A 15548-nucleotide genomic window follows, 5' to 3' on the forward strand; every position below is an offset into this window, starting at 1 on the left:
TTCCGGTTCCGTTCCGGTATTGACAAATCATTTTGTCAAATGGGACCGTGCCGGGTGTGGAGCTGTCACCGTTGCGCCGGTCGTTGCTCGAGCTGCTGAGGTCGCCCGCCTCGGCGACCCAGCTGGCGGCGGCCCTCGACCTGCCGCGGCAACGGGTCAACTACCACGTGCGTGCCCTGGAGCAGGCAGGGCTCGTCGAGCTGGTCGAAGAGCGGCAGCGGCGCGGCTGCGTCGAGCGGGTCCTGCGCGCCAAACCGGGCCGCGAGGTCGCCGCCGGCGTCCAGGACCAGTTCGCCGCGACGCACCTGGTGTCCGTGGCCTCCGGGACGGCCCGCGAGGTCGACCGGATGGCCGGCGCCGCCGCCGACGCGGGAAAACGCTTGCTCACGTTCACGGTGGAGACGACGGTCCGCTTCGGCGCGCCCGGCGACGTCCACGAGTTCACCGGCGACCTGGCCGAAGCGGTGCGGCAGATCGCCCTGAAGTACGACACCGACAGCGGCCGCCCCTACCGGGTGGTCGCTCTGGGACACCCCGGAGTGGCAGATGAGTGACGAAGGCGTCCGGATCGAGATCACCGTGGCCGCGGCGGTCGACGAGGTGTGGCAGTCGTTCCGCGACAGGGAGAAGCTGCGCCACTGGCACGGCTGGAACCTCCCGGAGCTCGACGCCGAGATCGACCACATCTACTTCACCGACGTCGAGGAGGACGGCACCACGCTGGTCGTCCACGGCCACGACACGTTCGCCCTGACCGCCGTCCCCGAGGGCACCCGCGTCGTGCTGACGCGCGCTCCCCGGGGCACCTCACCCGAGTGGGACGACTACTACGACGACATCACCGAGGGCTGGATCACGTTCCTGCACCAGCTGAAGTTCGCGCACGAGTACCACCCCGGCGAGAAGCGGCGCACGCTGTTCTGGCCGTCCGAGGTCGATCTCGGGGTGAGCGGGAAGCCCTTCTTCGAGTCGGCGAACCAGCGCGGGGTCGTGGTGGAGGAGTTCGGCCCCGGGCTGGTGGTGAGCAGCGCCAAGATGACGGTGGTGACGACGTACGGGTTCTCCGACGAGGAGCTGGAGGCGCTGCGTCAGAAGGGACCGGCCGAGGTCGCCGGCCCGAAGTAGCGGGTCAGGAACTCGTTGCGGAACACACCCTTCGGGTCGTGCTCGCGCAGCAGCGCCCGGAAGGCGTCCCACTGCGGGTAGCGGGCCGCCAGCAGCGGCGCCGGCACGGTGAACAGCTTGCCCCAGTGCGGCCGGGGCGCGATCGCCTCCTCCAGCCGCGGCAGCAGCGCGAGCACGGCCGGGGTGTCCGGCACCCAGGTGAAGTGGATCGCGAGGCTGTCGCGCTCGTGGGCGGGGCTCAGCCACTGCGGTTCGGCGTCGATCGTGCGGATCTCGCAGGCCTGCACGAGCGGTGAGATCACCGTCGACATCTCCGCGAGCGCGCGCAGCGCCGTCACGGCCCGGGTGCGGGGGACGAAGTACTCGGTCTGCAGCTCGTCGCCGACGGACGGGGTGAACTCGGCGCGGAAGTGGGGGAGGCGCTCGTGCCACGGGCCCGGGACGCCTCCCTGCAGCGTGCAGTGGGCGGTGGGCTGGCCGGGGATCGGGTGGGCCGGCTCGGAGGCAGGGCGGCCCGGGAACGCGAACTCCTCGTCGCCCACGCGGTGCTTCACCCACAGCGTCGCGCCGCCCTGCCAGTCGACGAACGCGCTCACGCTGTAGGCACCGCCGAAGATCTGCTCGAGCCGCACGAGCAACGTCGTCCAGGCGACGTCCTCGTAGACGGTCTGCGCGACCTGGAACGACGGCACCACGTCCAGGGTGACGGTCGTGACGACGCCGAGGCCGCCCAGCGACACGGGCGCTCCGGCGGAGGTGAGCTCGACGACCGAGCCGTCCCCGCGCAGGACCTCGACGGACCGGACGGCGCCGGCCAGCGAGCGGGAGCCCGAGCCGTGGGTGGCCGTGGCGATCGCGCCGGCCACCGTGATGTGCGGCAGCGACGGCAGCGTGTGCAGGGCGAGACCGGCGGCCTCCAGGCGCACGGCCAGCGTGGCGAGCGTCATGCCGGCGCTCACCCGGACCGTCCGGCCCGAGACCTCGAAGACCTCGGGCATCGCCGACAGCGACACCAGCGTGCCGGTCGTGTCGGCGACCGTGTTGAACGAATGGCCCGAGCCGACGACGTGCACGGCCGAGGAGCCGCGCACGACCGCGCGCAGCTCTTCGTCCGATGCCGGGGCCACGGCCTGCGCCGAGGTGAACGTGACGTTGCCCGCCCAGTTGGTCCTCATGCGGACACGGTAAGCGCCGACGCCAGCAATCGTCGGGTGTACTCCTCGCGCGGCGCGGCGAACACCGACGTGCCCTCCTCCACGACGACGCCCCGGTGCAGCACCGCGACCCGGTCGGCGAGGTGCTGCACGACGGCCAGGTCGTGGCTGATGAACAGGCACGCGAACCGCAGTTCGCGCTGCAGCGACAGCACCAGCTCCAGCACCCGTGCCTGCACGGTCACGTCCAGCGCGGACGTCGGTTCGTCGGCGATCAGCAGGTCCGGGTCCAGCGCGATGGACCGGGCGATGCCGACCCGCTGCCGCTGGCCACCGGACAGCTCGTGCGGGTACCGGTCGCGCAACGTCGCGGACAGCTGCACGGCGTCGAGCAGCGAATCGACCTTCGCCTCCAGCTCCGCGCCGCGCGACGAGGTGTGCAGCAGCAACGGCTGCGCGATCGACCGGGCGATCGTGGCGCGCGGGTTCAGCGACGACAGCGGGTCCTGGAACACCAGCCCGACCCGGCCGCGGTCCGCCTTGCGCAGCGACGCGACCTCCCTGCCCGCCACGGTGATCCGCCCGGTGTACCGGGTGAGCCCGGTGATCGCCCCGGCCAGGGACGACTTGCCCGAGCCGGACTCGCCGACCAGGCCGAGCGTCTGGCCGCGCCCGATCTCGAACGACACGTCCGACACGGCGCGGAACCTGCCGTAGGTGACGGAGACGCCGTCGAGTCGCAGCACCGGTTCCCCGGCGGCCCGCGCGGGCAGCTCGCGGGTGTCCAGGCGCAGCACCGAGTCGAGCAACGTCCGGGTGTACGGCTCCCGCGGAGCCGCGAAGACCTCCTTCACCGGACCCGTCTCCACGACCTTCCCGCCGTTCATCACGACGACCCGGTCCGCCAGCTCCGAGACCACGCCCATGTCGTGCGTGATCAGCAGGATCGCGACCCCGAGCCGGTCGCGCAGGTCCCGCAGCAGGCGCAGGACCTCGGCCTGCACGGTCACGTCCAGCGCCGTGGTCGGCTCGTCGGCGATCAGCAGCGACGGCTCGTTCGCCACCGCCATCGCGATCACCACGCGCTGCAGCTGGCCGCCGGACATCTCGTGCGGGTACGCCCCGAACCGCTCCTCGGGCAGGCCGACGAGCCGCAGCAGCTCGAGCGCCCGTGCCTTCGCCGCGGCCTTCGGGACCGCGCGGTGCACCCGCACGGCCTCGACGATCTGGCTGCCGATCGTGAAGACGGGGTTGAGGGCGCTCATGGGCTCCTGGAACACCATGCCGACCTCGTTGCCCCGCACCTCGCGCAGTTCGGCGGGGGAAAGCGAGTACAGGTCGCGCCCGCCGAGCAGCGCCCGGCCCGACACCGACGCCGTCGGCGGGAGCAGTCCGAGCAACGACATCGCCGTGACGGTCTTGCCCGAGCCCGACTCGCCGACCACGGCGAGGACCTCCCCGGCGGTCAGCGAGAACGAGACCTCGCTGACCGCCGGGGAGCCCGAGCCGAAGTCCACCGAGAGGTCCTCGACGGACAGCAGTGCGCTCACTTCGAGATACCCACCTGGAGGTAGTTCGGGTAGGCGGGGAAGTCGGCGATGAAGAAGTTGCCGACCTGGGAGCCGCGGATGAACGAGTTGCGGGTGTAGATCAGCGGCACGACCGGCGAGTCCTGCATGATCCTCCTGTCGATCGCCGCCCACTTCTTCCCGGCCTCGGCGGCGTCCACGGTGGACTGCGCCTCCTCGATCAGCCTGTCGACCTCGGGGTTCGAGTACCGCGAGGTGTTGTAGCCGCCCTTGCCGATCTCCGAGGACGCGAAGAGCGGCTGGATGTTCGCGTTGGCGCTCGGGAAGTCCGGCTGCCACGACGACAGGGTGAGGTCGTAGTTCGGGTTCTCCGAGAGGTTCGTCTCGGTCTCGTACGCGTCCGCCTCCAGCGACCGGATGGTCACCTTGATGTTCGCGCGGGCCAGCGCGGCCTGGACGGCCTCGGCCTTCTCGGTCTGGTTGTTCGACTTGTTGAGCACCAGCGCGAGGTTCTCGACGCCGCCAGGGAAACCGGCCTCGGCGAGCAGCGCCTTGGCCTTCTCCGGGTCACCTTCCGGCTTGGTCTGGTACAGGTCGAACTGCTCGCGGCCCTCGATGCCCTGGGTGATGAGCGTGGAGGCGGTGTCGCCGGCGAGCTGGGCGGTGCCGGCCGACGCGATCTGGTACGCGGACTTGTTCACCGCGTACTGGAACGCCTGGCGCACCTTGAGGTTGTTCAGCGGTGCCTTCTGCGTGTTGAGCGCGAGGTAGGCGACCGCGCCCGACTTCGAGGTCACGACGCGCGACTTCGCCGACGGGTTGGCCTGCAGCTGCGCGAGCTGGGCGGGGGAGACGAACGAGGAGCCGAAGGCGAACCTGTCGTCACCGGAGTCGGCGGCGAGGCGCTGGGAAACGACCGAGGCGTCCTGGCCGAGCTGGAAGACCACCTCGTCGGGCAGGCCGCCGCGGACCTGGTCCTTCGCGGGGTCCCAGTGCGGGTTGCGGGTCAGCTCGACCTCGACGCCCTTGGTGTACGTGCCGACCTGGTAGGGGCCGGACGCGACGGCGCGCTCGTGGTAGTCGGCCTCGGCGCCCTTGCCCTTCGGCACCGGCGCGAACGCGGGCGTGGAGGCGATCCACGGCCAGTCGCCGTACGGGCGGGTCAGCTTGAACGTGATCGTCTTCGGGTCCGGGGTCTCGATCGAGTCGAGCTCCCTGCCCTCGAACGGGCCCTTGTAGTCGCCGCCGCCGAGCAGGTCCTTGTGGTAGCCGAGGCCCCCGCCGAACGCCGGCGCGAAGGACCGCTCGACGCCCCACTTCACGTCCGCGGACGTGATGGGCGTGCCGTCGCTGAACTTCAGGCCGTCCTGCAGCACGAACGTCCACGTCTTGCCGCCGTCGGGCGTCTTGCCCGTGTCGGCGAGGTCCGGCACGACCTTCGCGGGCCGGCCGACGGCGTTCTGCCAGCCGGTCAGCCTGCGGTGCACCAGGCCGAGCGACGTGATCGCGAGGCTCTGCGACTTGGCGGGGTCGAGGTTGAGCGTGCGCGACTCGGACAGGATCCGGAGCGTGCCGCCCTTCCCGGGCTTGGCGCCGGCGTCACCGGGGGCTTTCGGGTCGTTCGCGCCGCACGCCGGCGCCCCCAGGGCGCCGATCAGCACGATCGCCAGAAATTTCTTGCTGGACAACGACTTCTCCCCTCAGGTGAGCCGTGCTCGTGGATCGAGCAGGCCGTAGGACAGGTCGACGACGGCGTTGGCGACGACTACGAGAAACCCCGCGAACAAGGTGCAGCCGAGCAGCGTGGCGAGGTCGCGGCCGTGGACGGCCTCGATCAGCAGGCCACCGAGACCGGGAAGGCTGAAGACGCGTTCGGTGATCACCGCGCCGCCGAGCAGGGAGCCGAACTCGATGCCGGTGAGCGTCACGACGGGCAGCAGCACGTTGCGCAGGGCGTGCTTCCCGACGACGGTGCGCTCCGGCACGCCCTTGGCGCGGGCGGTGCGGATGAAGTCCTCGCTCATCGTCTCGAGCATCTGCGAACGGGTCAGCTTCACGTAGTGGGCGCCGTGCGCGAACGCGAGCACGCACCACGGCAGCACCAGTCCCCAGGCCCAGCGCACCGGGTCCTCGGTGAAGGCGGTGTAGTTGCCGACGGGCACCACGTCGAGCTGGAAGCCGAGCACGAGGATGCCGAGCAGGCCCACCAGGTACACCGGCGCGGACACGCCGATCACGGACCCGGCCAGCGCCGCCCGGTCGAACCAGGTGTCCTTGCGCAGCGCGGCCTGCACGCCGATCGCCACGCCCAGCCCGACCCACAGCACGGCGGCGCCGACCGCGAGCGAGAACGTCACCGGCAGCCGGTCGCCGATCAGCTCCAGCACGTCGGCGTTCTGCCGGAACGAGTAGCCGAAGCACGGCGCGGAGCAGTGGATCGCGGTCACACCGGTGCCGAACGTCCGCCCGGCGAAGATGCCGCCGAGGAACGTGAGGAACTGCCGCCACCACGGTTCGTCGAAGCCCATGAACTCCCGCGCCAGAGCGAGGTTCTCCGGTGTGCACGGCTTGCCGCACGCGAGCAGCGCGGGGTCCGAGGGCACCAGGTAGAACACGACGAACGTGCAGAAGGCCACGATCAGCAGCACGAGCACCATGCCGCCGAGGCGCGTCAGCGCGAACTTGAGGTTCTTCACCGGGTGCCGCCCCATCTCGGGTCGAGCGCGTCGCGCAGCCCGTCGCCCAGCGCGTTGAACCCCCACGTGACGGCGAAGAGCGCCAGGCCGGGGAAGATCAGGTACATCGGGTCCACGCCGACCCAGTCGATCGCGGCGCTGATCGACCGGCCCCAGCTCGGCGTGGGCGGCAGCACGCCGACGCCCAGGAACGACAGCGCGGCCTCCAGGCCGATCTTGCCGGGCACCGACAACGTCGCCATGACCAGCACCGGACCCCAGAGGTTCGGCAGCAGCTCGGTGCGGAACACCTGCCACGGCGACGCACCGAGCACCCGCGCGGCCTTCACGAAGTTCCGCTCCTTGAGCGTGAGCACCTGGGCCCGCACGATCCGCGCGGTCGACGGCCAGCCGAAGAACCCGATCACCACGACCAGCAGCAGCACCCGCGGGAACTCCGCCGGCACCACCGCGCCGAGCGCGATCATGAACACCAGGTACGGGAAGCCGAGGAACACGTCGGCGCTCCAGGTGATGACCCGGTCGACCCAGCCGCCGAGGTAGCCCGCGGCGGCGCCGACCAGCACGCCGAGCCCGATCGACACCAGCGTCGCCGCGAGCCCGATCAGGAACGAGGTCCGCGCGCCGTGCACGACGATCGCGAAAAGGTCGCGGCCGGTCAGGGGCTCGACGCCGAACCAGTGGTCACCGCTGACGCCGCCGAGCGGCCCGGCGGGGAGACCGGTGTTCACGTCCAGCGCGGACGAGTCGTAGGTGTAGGGGTCGTGCCCCTCGAGAGCGGTGAGGACGTCCGCGAAGATCGCGACCAGGGCGATCACCGCGACGGTGACCGTGCCGGCGAGCGCCCAGCGGTCGCGGGCGAGCACGGCGCGGATCGCGGCGGGCACGGACCGCGCGACGGGAGTGGACAACTGCGGACCTGCTTCTCGACGTGGTGATCTCTCGGGCGGCACAGTAAGCCGATCGTGTGATCACGTCTGCTGGTTCCAAAACGTGAGAACCTATATTCTCCATTGCTTCAGTGTTGACCAAACTCAGTTGCACAGCGTGGGACGCCGAACCGTCGTGAAGACCGACGACGACGTACAAGCGCTCCGGCGGATGTCCGGCATGGTCACATCGATGGCGCTGCGGGTGGCGGTCACCCTCGGGCTGCCGGACCGCCTGCGGGACCGGCCTCGCGCCCTGTCCCGGGTGGACCCGCTCGCCCTCGTCCTCCTCCACAGCGTCCGCCCCGGCGAACCCGCCCACCGGCCGGGGCTTCCGGACCGACCTCGCCGAGCAGCCGCACCTGCGGGAGGCGTTCGACCGGCAGATGACCGACCGGATGTGCAACTGGGCCCAGGGTGGTCGCGGCGGTCGGCTGGAGCCGCTTCGGCACGCTCGTCGACGTCGGCGGAGGGCACGGCGGCCTGCTCGCCGCGGTGCTGGAGGCGAACCCCGGGACGCGCGGCCACCCGGTCGACCTGGAGGACAGCGCGGCAGCTCCTCCGACCCGCTGCCGCCCGGTGCGCGTGTCCTGGTCGTCGAGTCGCCGGGCGGGAGCACGGAGTTCGACGACCTCGCGGAACTGGCCCCGGCTCACGGACTCGTGCTGGAGTCCGTGAGCCCGGTGGCCGCAGGGCACGGCGTGCTGGAGTTCCGCGTCACTCGCTGAGCGCGGCGATCCGCTCCTGCGCTTCGGCGAGGTCGTCCGCGGTGGGAGCGTCGTCCTGGGTGAGCGCGCGGCGCCAGTACCCGGCGAACTCGATGTCGTCCTTGGGCACACCGAGGTCGACGAAGTGCCTGCGCAGCGCCCGGACCGCGGACGCCTCGCCGCCGAGCCACACCCACACCGGCTGCGCGACGTCCGCCGCCGTCACCACCGAGACCAGGTCCTCTCCGGCACTGCGGTGCACCCACCGCACGCCGGGGACGTCCTGTTCCTCCAGCGGATCCGCGATCTCGACGAACACGAGCCGCCGCTGCCCGGGAGGCAGCAGCTCCAGCAGCGAGCCGATCGCGGGCAGTGCCGTCTCGTCGCCCGCGAACACCAGGAGGTCCGCGGTGCCGAGCGGGCGGGCGTAGTCCGGTGACGGGCCGAACCGGCCGAGGACGTCGCCCACCCGAGCACGTGCGGCCCACCTCGACGCGGGCCCGCTGTCGCCGTGCAGCACGAAGTCGACGGTCAGCACCCCGCCGGTCAGCGAGCGGACGGTGAAGCCGCGCATCCACGGCCGTTCGTCGTCGGGCAGCGCGAGGTAGGCCTGGTACCAGGTGCCGGCGTCGGGGGAGTCCGACACGTGTGCGGTTCCGCCGGGCTTGGGGAACAACAGCTTCAGCTGCTGGTCCGGCCACGTGCCGATCTCGTCGAGACCCGGTCCGCTGAACGTCAGGCGGGCCATGCGCGGGGTGAGGCGCTCGACCGAGGTCACCGTCAGCAGGCTCACGACAGGTACTCCTTCAGGTGCCGGGCGGTCAGGGTGTCCGAAGTGGACACGAGGTCGCCGGGGGTGCCGGAGAAGACGACCTGACCGCCGTCGTGGCCGGCGCCGGGGCCCATGTCGACGATCCAGTCGGCGTGGGCCATGACGGCGAGGTGGTGCTCGATCACGATCACCGTGCCGCCGGCGTCGATCAGCTGGTCCAGCAGGCCGAGCAGCTGGTCGACGTCCGCGAGGTGCAGTCCGGACGTCGGCTCGTCGAGCACGTACGTGGAGGCCTTCTCGGCCATGTGGATGGCGAGCTTCAGCCGCTGCCTCTCGCCGCCGGACAACGTGGTGAGCGGCTGGCCGAGCGAGAGGTACGACAGGCCGACGTCGTGCAGGCGGCTCAGCACCGCGTGCGCCTGCCCGGACGGGAAGAAGTCCCTGGCCTCGGCGACGGACATGCCGAGCACGTCGCTGATGTTCTTGCCCCGCAACGTGTAGCTCAGCACCTCGGGGGTGAAGCGCTTGCCCTCGCACTTCTCGCACACCGTCGCGACGCCCGCCATCATCGCGAGGTCGGTGTAGACCAGGCCGATGCCCTTGCAGTTCTCGCAGGCGCCTTCGGAGTTCGCGCTGAACAGCGCGGCCTTCACGCCGTTGGCCTTGGCGAACGCGGTCCGGACGGAGTCGAGCAGGCCCGTGTAGGTGGCGGGGTTGGACCGGCGGGAGCCGCGGATCGGCGACTGGTCGACCGTGACGACGTCCTGGCGTCCCCGCAGCGATCCGTGGATCAGCGACGACTTGCCGGAGCCCGCGACGCCGGTGACGACGGTCAGCACGCCGAGCGGGAGGTCGACCGAGACGTCCTTGAGGTTGTTGGTGCGGGCGCCGCTGATCGTCAGGAAGCCGCGTGGGGAGCGGAACTCCGGCCGGAGCTTGGCGCGGTGGTCGAGGTGGCGGCCGGTGAGCGTGCCGGACGCGCGCAGACCGGCCACGTCGCCGGAGTAGCAGAGGTGTCCGCCGTGCACGCCCGCGCCGGGGCCGAGGTCGACGACGTGGTCGGCGATCTCGATGGTCTCCGGCTTGTGCTCGACGACCAGCACGGTGTTGCCCTTGTCCCGCAGGCGCAGCAGCAGGTCGTTCATCCGCCGGATGTCGTGCGGGTGCAGGCCGACGGTCGGCTCGTCGAACACGTAGGTGATGTCGGTGAGGGAAGAGCCCAGGTGCCGCACCATCTTCACGCGCTGCGACTCGCCGCCGGACAGCGTGCCGGACTCGCGGTCGAGCGAGAGGTAGCCGAGGCCGATCTCGACCAGCGAGTCGAGCGTGCCCCGCAGCGTCGCGAGCAGCGGTGCGACGGACGGGTCGTCGATCTCGTGCACGAACCGCGCGAGGTCGCTGATCTGCATGGCGCAGCAGTCCGCGATGTTCAGGCCGCGGATCCTCGAGCCCAGGGCGGCCCGGTTGAGGCGGGCGCCCCCGCAGTCCGGGCAGGTGGCGAACGTGACGGCCCGGTCGACGAACGCCCGGACGTGCGGCTGCATCGACTCGCGGTCCTTGGACAGGACGGTCCGCTGCAGCTTGGTGATCAGGCCGTCGTAGGTGACGGTGCTGCCGCCGATGGTCAGCTTCGTGGTCGGTTTGTGGAGGAGGTCGTGCAGCTGCTGCTCGGTGAAGGTGTTGATCGGCTGGTCGGCCGGGTACAGGCCGGAGTTGGCGAGCACCTGCCAGTACCACGTGCCGACGCCGTAGTTCGGGGCGTCGATGGCGCCGTCGTTCAGGGACTTCGTCCTGTCGACGATCGCGTCCACGTCGACGGTGGTGACCTTGCCCAGGCCCTCGCACGCCGGGCACATGCCCTCGGGCAGGTTGAAGCTGAACGCGCCGGACGTGCCGACGTGGGGCTCGCCCAGGCGGCTGAACACGATCCGGAGCATCGTGTGGGCGTCGGTGGCGGTGCCGACGGTGGAGCGGGAGTTCGCGCCCATCCGCTCCTGGTCCACGATGATCGCGGCGCTCAGGTTGCGCAGCGCGTCCACGTCCGGCCGGCCGATCGACGGCATGAACGACTGCAGGAACGCGGTGTAGGTCTCGTTGATCATGCGCTGCGACTCGGCCGCGATCGTGCCGAAGACCAGCGAGGACTTGCCGGAGCCGGACACGCCGGTGAAGACGGTCAGGCGCCGCTTGGGGACGTCGAGCGACACGTCCGCGAGGTTGTTCTCCCGCGCCCCGCGGACCTGGATCACGTCGTGGCTGTCTGCGACAGCGTTCACAGCTGCTTCCCCCAATGATTCTTTATGGCGTAAAGTATCGGCCAACGAGGTTACTTTACGCTGTAAGGAGTCGCAACCGTGGTCGTCTACGCAGGTCAGGGCGACCCGCGCCGCTCCATCGAACTGCTGTGGCGGCCTTCGGTGGCGGAGAAGCGCCCCGGCCCCAAACCCGGGCTGAGCGTCGACTCGATCGTCGACGCGGGCATCGCCGTCGCCGACGAGCAGGGCATGGCGTTCTCGATGCGCGCGGTGGGGGAACGGCTCGGGCGCACGGCGATGGCGCTCTACACGTACGTGCCGGGCAAGAACGAGCTCGTCGACCTGATGTACGACCGCGCGATGGCCGAGCTGCCCACCTCCTACCCGGTCGCCGACGGCTGGCGCCCGGCCGTCACGCGGTGGGCGGAGGACATGTGGGAGTTCTACGGCCGCCACCCGTGGGTGCTGCAGGTGTCGCAGGCCCGGCCGGTGCTCGGCCCGCACGAGTTCGCCGTGGTGGAGTCGCTGGCCGCGATCCTCGTGACCACCGGGCTGCCCGGCCGCCGGCTGCGCGGCATCGTCGGGGCCGTCAACCACTTCGTGCGCGGCGTCGCCCAGTCCGCCGCCGAGGCGCGGGCGGCCGGGGGCGAGACCGGCGAGGGCGACGAGGAGTGGTGGTACGCGCGGTCGGCCGTGCTGATGGAGGTCGAGCCGGACCTCGCGAAGAAGTTCCCGGTGCTGCACCTGCTGGAGAACGACCGCGACCCCGTCGACCCCGAGCTGCCGTACCTGGAGAACGACGCCGTGGAGAACTTCCGCAGCGGGCTGGAGGTCCTCCTCGACGGCATCGAAAGCGCTGTAGCGAAACCGTGACATGGTGCGGACGCTCACCGCACATGGACTCGATGAGATCAGGCGCATGGCGATCGTCAGAGTGCTTGTGGCCGTCGCGTGCGCGATGGTGCTGACCGCGCCGGCGACCGCGGCCACCACCCCGCCGGACGAGTACCGCCCCGCGACCATGATGATGCGGTACGACGTCGAAGGCCTCGCCGCGGCCGTGCACGCGCCGCGCACCCTTGTCGGCGTGCGGCCGTTGGTCTTCCTCCCGCGCGGGTCCGAGGCCCATGCGCTGGAGCTCGCGAGCCGGGGGTCCGTGGTGGTGCTGGTGGACGACCGGTTCGCGCTGGGCGGGCACCGCGACCTCTGGCGTGCGCTCGGCACGGGGACGGGGCCGCTGGCGGAGAGGTTCGCCGGGTTCGCCGGCCACTTCTCCGTGGCAGAGCCGTGACAGCGCTCAGGATCCCCGGTAGTACCTCGCCCGGTGAGCGGAACCCGGTCGTCGGCCGGGGCTGTCCGGGCGTCGACGTCGTGACGCATCAACCGATCGGTTAACCCTCGAAGAGACTTTGGGGGGACGTGTTCCCCTTGCGCCACTGCCAGTCTGGGTGGCGGAAGGGGGAAATTCCATGCTCAAGACCACCGCGCTGCTCACCGCGGCGCTCGTAGTGCTGACCGCGTCACCCGCCACCGCGCACGCGAACGGCGACTGGTCCGGTTGGCAGAAGGACCTCAACGGATCGCGGCACCAGGCCGCGGAATGGCGGATCAACGCGGGCAACGCCGGCAAGCTCGAGCTGAAGTGGGCTTTCGCGTATCCCAAGGGCGAGTACAACGCCGTCCGCAGCCAGCCGGCCGTCGTCGGCGACACGATCTACTTCGGTGGCCCCGACGGGAAGTTCTACGCCCGCGACGCTCGCAACGGGCGGGCGAAGTGGGAGTTCACGCTCCCGCCCGCCACCCGGTACGCGTTCAACTCCGACGGCCCGACGGTGGCCGGCGGCAAGGTGTTCTTCGGGGACAGCGCGAGCCGGTTCTTCGCGCTCGACCAGCGCACCGGCCGCCTGAAGTGGCAGGTGCAGCTGGACGACGGCATCGCCTCGATGACCACCAGCTCGCCCATCGTCCACAACGGACTCGTGTACGTGGGCACGTCGAGCAGCGAGAACATGCTGCCGAACACCCACGACTGCTGCACGTTCCGCGGCCACATCGACGCCTACGACATCGACACCGGAGCCCTGGTCTGGCGCCACTACACGGTGCCGGAACCGGTCGAGGCCGGCACCTGGCCCAACGGCGCCAAGCGGTTCGAGCCGTCGGGCGTCGGCGTCTGGAGCTCGCCGGTGATCGACCGCAGGACCGGCACGCTCTACGTCGGCACGGGCCAGAACTACACCGGCAAGGGCGGCGAGTTCGACTCGCTGCTCGCGCTCGACGCCCGCACCGGCGCGGTGAGGTGGACCAACCAGGTCACCGACGCCGACACCTGGCGCGACGCCTGCAACCAGCCCGACGCCGAGGGCTACTGCCCCGGGCTGAAGGACGGCACCAACCTCGACTACGACATCGGCGCCACGCCGAACCTGTTCACCGTCGACGGCCGCCGGCTCGTCGGCGTCGGTCAGAAGTCCGGGGTGTACCACGTGTTCGACGCCGCGACGGGCCAGGTCGTGTGGCGCCGCCAGCTCGGCGTGCCGCTGCCCAGCGGTGGCATCTCGGGCATCCAGTGGGGCTCGAGCTACGACGGCAAGCGGCTCTACATCGCGACCTACTACGCCGAGCCCGGCACGCTGTTCGCGGTGGACCCCGCCACCGGCCGGGTGCTGTGGGAGACCCCGGCCCCCGCCGACGGCTGTTCCACGGGCGGCGCGGCCGGGCAGCCCGGCTGCTACCGGGCGCACGGCCTGCCGGTGTCGAGCTCACCCGGGGTGGTGTGGCTGGGCGCGCTCGACGGCAAGCTCCGCGCGTACGACTCGAACACCGGGCAGGTCGTCTGGGCCCACGACACCGTCCAGGACGTCCGCGGCGTCAACGGGCTGACCGGGCGCGGCGGCGTGCTCGCCGGACCCGGTGCGGGAGCGGTGGTCTCGGACGGCATGGTCTACGTGCAGTCCGGCTACAACTCCGGCTTCGCGAACCCGCACGGGCACGTGCTACTCGCCTTCGGCCTGTAGCCGCAGGAGCTTCGCGCGCACCAGGTCGGCCGGGAGGCCGGCCTGGCTGCGCAGGTCGATCGCCCTGCGCCACGCCCGGCGTGCCTGCCCGGCGTCTCCGGCGGCCGCGTGGGCGTCGCCGAGCCGGTCGCAGGCCGCGGCCTCGAGCGGCAGGTCGCCGCCGCGCCGGAACAGCGCGCAGGACCGCGCGTACGCCTCGGCGGCCTTGCCGTGCTCGCCCAGGCCGAGGTACGCGGTGCCGAGGTTGTCCCACGTCTCGCCCTCGCCGATGACGTGCTCCATCGCCTGCCACATCGGCATCACGCGCTCGGCGTACTCGACGGCCCTGCGGTGGGCGCCGATCTTGACGTGGCACCACGCCAGCCCGGTCAGCGCGTTGGCCTGGCCGTAGAGGTCGCCGCACTGCTCGTACAGCGCGAGCCCGCGCCGCGTGTGCTCGATCGCCTCGGCGATCCGGTCGTCCGGGCAGAGCATCGCGATGTTCAGCAACGCCGCCGCCTGGCCCGCCGGGTTGCCCTCGTAGACGTCGAACGCCCGCCGCAGCGCCGCCGTCGCCTCGTCGAGCCGGTCGAGGCGCCCGAACGCGCGGCCGAGGTTGATCAGCGTGCGGCCCATGCCGTCGGTGTCGTCGAGCCGTTCCAGCGCGGCGACGGCGAGCTGCTGCGAGGTCAGCAGGTCGCGGTGGTGCCACTGCCGGTCGAGGACGTCCGCGAGCGCCCAGCCGATCAGCCACGTCTGCTCCGGTGTGCCGTGCGCCATCGCCGCCATCAGCGTCGGGTGCTCGGTCATCAGCCACGCCAGGGCTTCCTCGCGGGAGCCGAACGTCGTCACCACGACGCCCTCGGCCGGTCGCGGGGTGTCCGGGCGGTGGCGGGTCGGGGTGAACGCGACGCCGGCCTCGACGCCCGTCAGCGCGAGGTGGTCGAGCAACCGGTGCAGCGCGTCGTCCCGCTCGCCCTCCAGCGCCAGCTCGGCGGCGTAGTCGCGCAGCAGGTCGTGGCAGGTGAACCGGCCCGGGTCCGGCTCGTCGAGCAGGTTCGCCGTGACCAGTTCGCGCAGCAGGGCCTCGGTCCGCGCGACGGGCAGCCCGGCGAGCGACGCGGCGCCGGCGAGACCGATGTCGGGGCCCGGCACGAGCCCGAGCAGCCGGAACAACCGCAGCGCGCCGGCGCTCAACGCCTTGCAGGAGTGGGAGAACACCGACCTCAGGTCCGCGGTGACGTCATCGTCGTCGGCGAACGCGTCCAGGTCGGCCAGTTCATCGGCCAGCGCCGCGAGCGGGAACTCCGGCTGCGTCGCCGCCCGCGCCCCGGCCACCGCGAGCGCGAGCGGCAGGCGCGCGCAGCGGCGGACCACCGTGTCGA

At 71.4% G+C, this 15548-nt stretch carries 14 protein-coding genes; 6 read left to right on the plus strand and 8 right to left on the minus strand.

Annotation, left to right across the window (positions count from 1 at the left end):
• Positions 1-56: 56 nt before the first annotated feature.
• Both L6E10_RS14890 and L6E10_RS14895 read left to right on the plus strand, forming a co-directional pair.
• Positions 57-554 carry a helix-turn-helix domain-containing protein gene (locus L6E10_RS14890; RefSeq protein WP_236220090.1) on the plus strand — a complete coding sequence of 166 codons (498 nt, stop codon included), beginning with the start codon at positions 57-59 and terminating at the stop codon, positions 552-554.
• Complete coding sequence (locus tag L6E10_RS14895; protein WP_236220091.1) at positions 547-1125, plus strand: SRPBCC domain-containing protein; 579 nt, start codon at positions 547-549, stop codon at positions 1123-1125. The genes L6E10_RS14890 and L6E10_RS14895 overlap by 8 nt, the downstream gene beginning before the upstream one ends.
• On the opposite strand, the gene L6E10_RS14900 is transcribed toward L6E10_RS14895, so the two are convergent.
• From L6E10_RS14900 to L6E10_RS14920, 5 genes are read right to left on the minus strand one after another with little or no spacing between them, the layout of a single operon-like run.
• Positions 1089-2300, minus strand: coding sequence for an FAD-binding protein (locus L6E10_RS14900; RefSeq protein WP_236220092.1), 1212 nt, complete (start codon positions 2298-2300; stop codon positions 1089-1091). The genes L6E10_RS14895 and L6E10_RS14900 overlap by 37 nt on opposite strands.
• The gene (locus L6E10_RS14905) at positions 2297-3829 is read right to left on the minus strand and encodes an ABC transporter ATP-binding protein (RefSeq protein WP_236220093.1); all 1533 of its coding nucleotides are present in this window, start codon (positions 3827-3829) and stop codon (positions 2297-2299) included. The genes L6E10_RS14900 and L6E10_RS14905 overlap by 4 nt, the downstream gene beginning before the upstream one ends.
• Entirely contained in the window at positions 3826-5496 is a 1671-nt protein-coding gene (locus L6E10_RS14910) for an ABC transporter substrate-binding protein (protein WP_236220094.1), read from the minus strand. The genes L6E10_RS14905 and L6E10_RS14910 overlap by 4 nt, the downstream gene beginning before the upstream one ends.
• A gap of 12 nt (positions 5497-5508) precedes the next feature.
• Positions 5509-6504, minus strand: coding sequence for an ABC transporter permease (locus L6E10_RS14915; protein WP_236220095.1), 996 nt, complete (start codon positions 6502-6504; stop codon positions 5509-5511).
• Positions 6501-7415, minus strand: a complete 915-nt coding sequence (locus tag L6E10_RS14920) for an ABC transporter permease (protein ID WP_236220096.1) — start codon at positions 7413-7415, stop codon at positions 6501-6503. The genes L6E10_RS14915 and L6E10_RS14920 overlap by 4 nt, the downstream gene beginning before the upstream one ends.
• A 435-nt stretch (positions 7416-7850) precedes the next feature.
• On the opposite strand from L6E10_RS14920, the gene L6E10_RS14925 reads away from it, so the two are divergent.
• On the plus strand, positions 7851-8111 hold the full coding sequence (locus L6E10_RS14925; RefSeq protein ID WP_236220097.1) for a methyltransferase: 261 nt from the start codon (positions 7851-7853) through the stop codon (positions 8109-8111).
• Positions 8112-8150: 39 nt separating this feature from the next.
• Here the strand turns inward: L6E10_RS14925 and L6E10_RS14930 are convergent, their stop codons facing one another.
• Both L6E10_RS14930 and L6E10_RS14935 read right to left on the minus strand, forming a co-directional pair.
• Positions 8151-8933, minus strand: a complete 783-nt coding sequence (locus L6E10_RS14930) for a siderophore-interacting protein (RefSeq protein WP_236220098.1) — start codon at positions 8931-8933, stop codon at positions 8151-8153.
• Positions 8930-11188, minus strand: a complete 2259-nt coding sequence (locus L6E10_RS14935; RefSeq protein ID WP_236220099.1) for an ATP-binding cassette domain-containing protein — start codon at positions 11186-11188, stop codon at positions 8930-8932. Before L6E10_RS14935 ends, L6E10_RS14930 begins: the two co-directional genes overlap by 4 nt.
• A 78-nt stretch (positions 11189-11266) precedes the next feature.
• On the opposite strand from L6E10_RS14935, the gene L6E10_RS14940 reads away from it, so the two are divergent.
• The 3 genes from L6E10_RS14940 (at position 11267) to L6E10_RS14950 (ending at position 14184) form a co-directional block, all read left to right on the plus strand.
• Complete coding sequence (locus tag L6E10_RS14940) at positions 11267-12040, plus strand: TetR/AcrR family transcriptional regulator (RefSeq protein ID WP_236220100.1); 774 nt, start codon at positions 11267-11269, stop codon at positions 12038-12040.
• 46 nt (positions 12041-12086) lie between these two features.
• The gene (locus tag L6E10_RS14945; RefSeq protein ID WP_236220101.1) at positions 12087-12458 is read left to right on the plus strand and encodes a hypothetical protein; all 372 of its coding nucleotides are present in this window, start codon (positions 12087-12089) and stop codon (positions 12456-12458) included.
• Between the two features lie 178 nt (positions 12459-12636).
• A complete protein-coding gene (locus L6E10_RS14950; RefSeq protein WP_236220102.1) occupies positions 12637-14184 on the plus strand; it encodes a PQQ-binding-like beta-propeller repeat protein in 1548 nt (515 codons plus the stop codon).
• Here the strand turns inward: L6E10_RS14950 and L6E10_RS14955 are convergent.
• On the minus strand, positions 14164-15548 hold a 1385-nt coding region (locus L6E10_RS14955; RefSeq protein ID WP_236220103.1), incomplete at its 5' end, for a tetratricopeptide repeat protein. The two genes, L6E10_RS14950 and L6E10_RS14955, sit on opposite strands and share 21 nt — an antisense overlap.

The sequence above is a fragment of the Lentzea sp. CC55 genome, from assembly GCF_021056325.1.
In the GTDB taxonomy this organism is placed as follows: domain Bacteria; phylum Actinomycetota; class Actinomycetes; order Mycobacteriales; family Pseudonocardiaceae; genus Lentzea; species Lentzea jiangxiensis.

Coding starts and splice junctions, on each gene's coding strand:
- L6E10_RS14895 (WP_236220091.1), top strand. CDS start 547: ATGAGTGACGAAGGCGTCCGGATCGAGATCACCGTGGCCGCGGCGGTC.
- L6E10_RS14900 (WP_236220092.1), bottom strand. CDS start 2,300: ATGAGGACCAACTGGGCGGGCAACGTCACGTTCACCTCGGCGCAGGCC.
- L6E10_RS14945 (WP_236220101.1), top strand. CDS start 12,087: ATGGCGATCGTCAGAGTGCTTGTGGCCGTCGCGTGCGCGATGGTGCTG.
- L6E10_RS14950 (WP_236220102.1), top strand. CDS start 12,637: ATGCTCAAGACCACCGCGCTGCTCACCGCGGCGCTCGTAGTGCTGACC.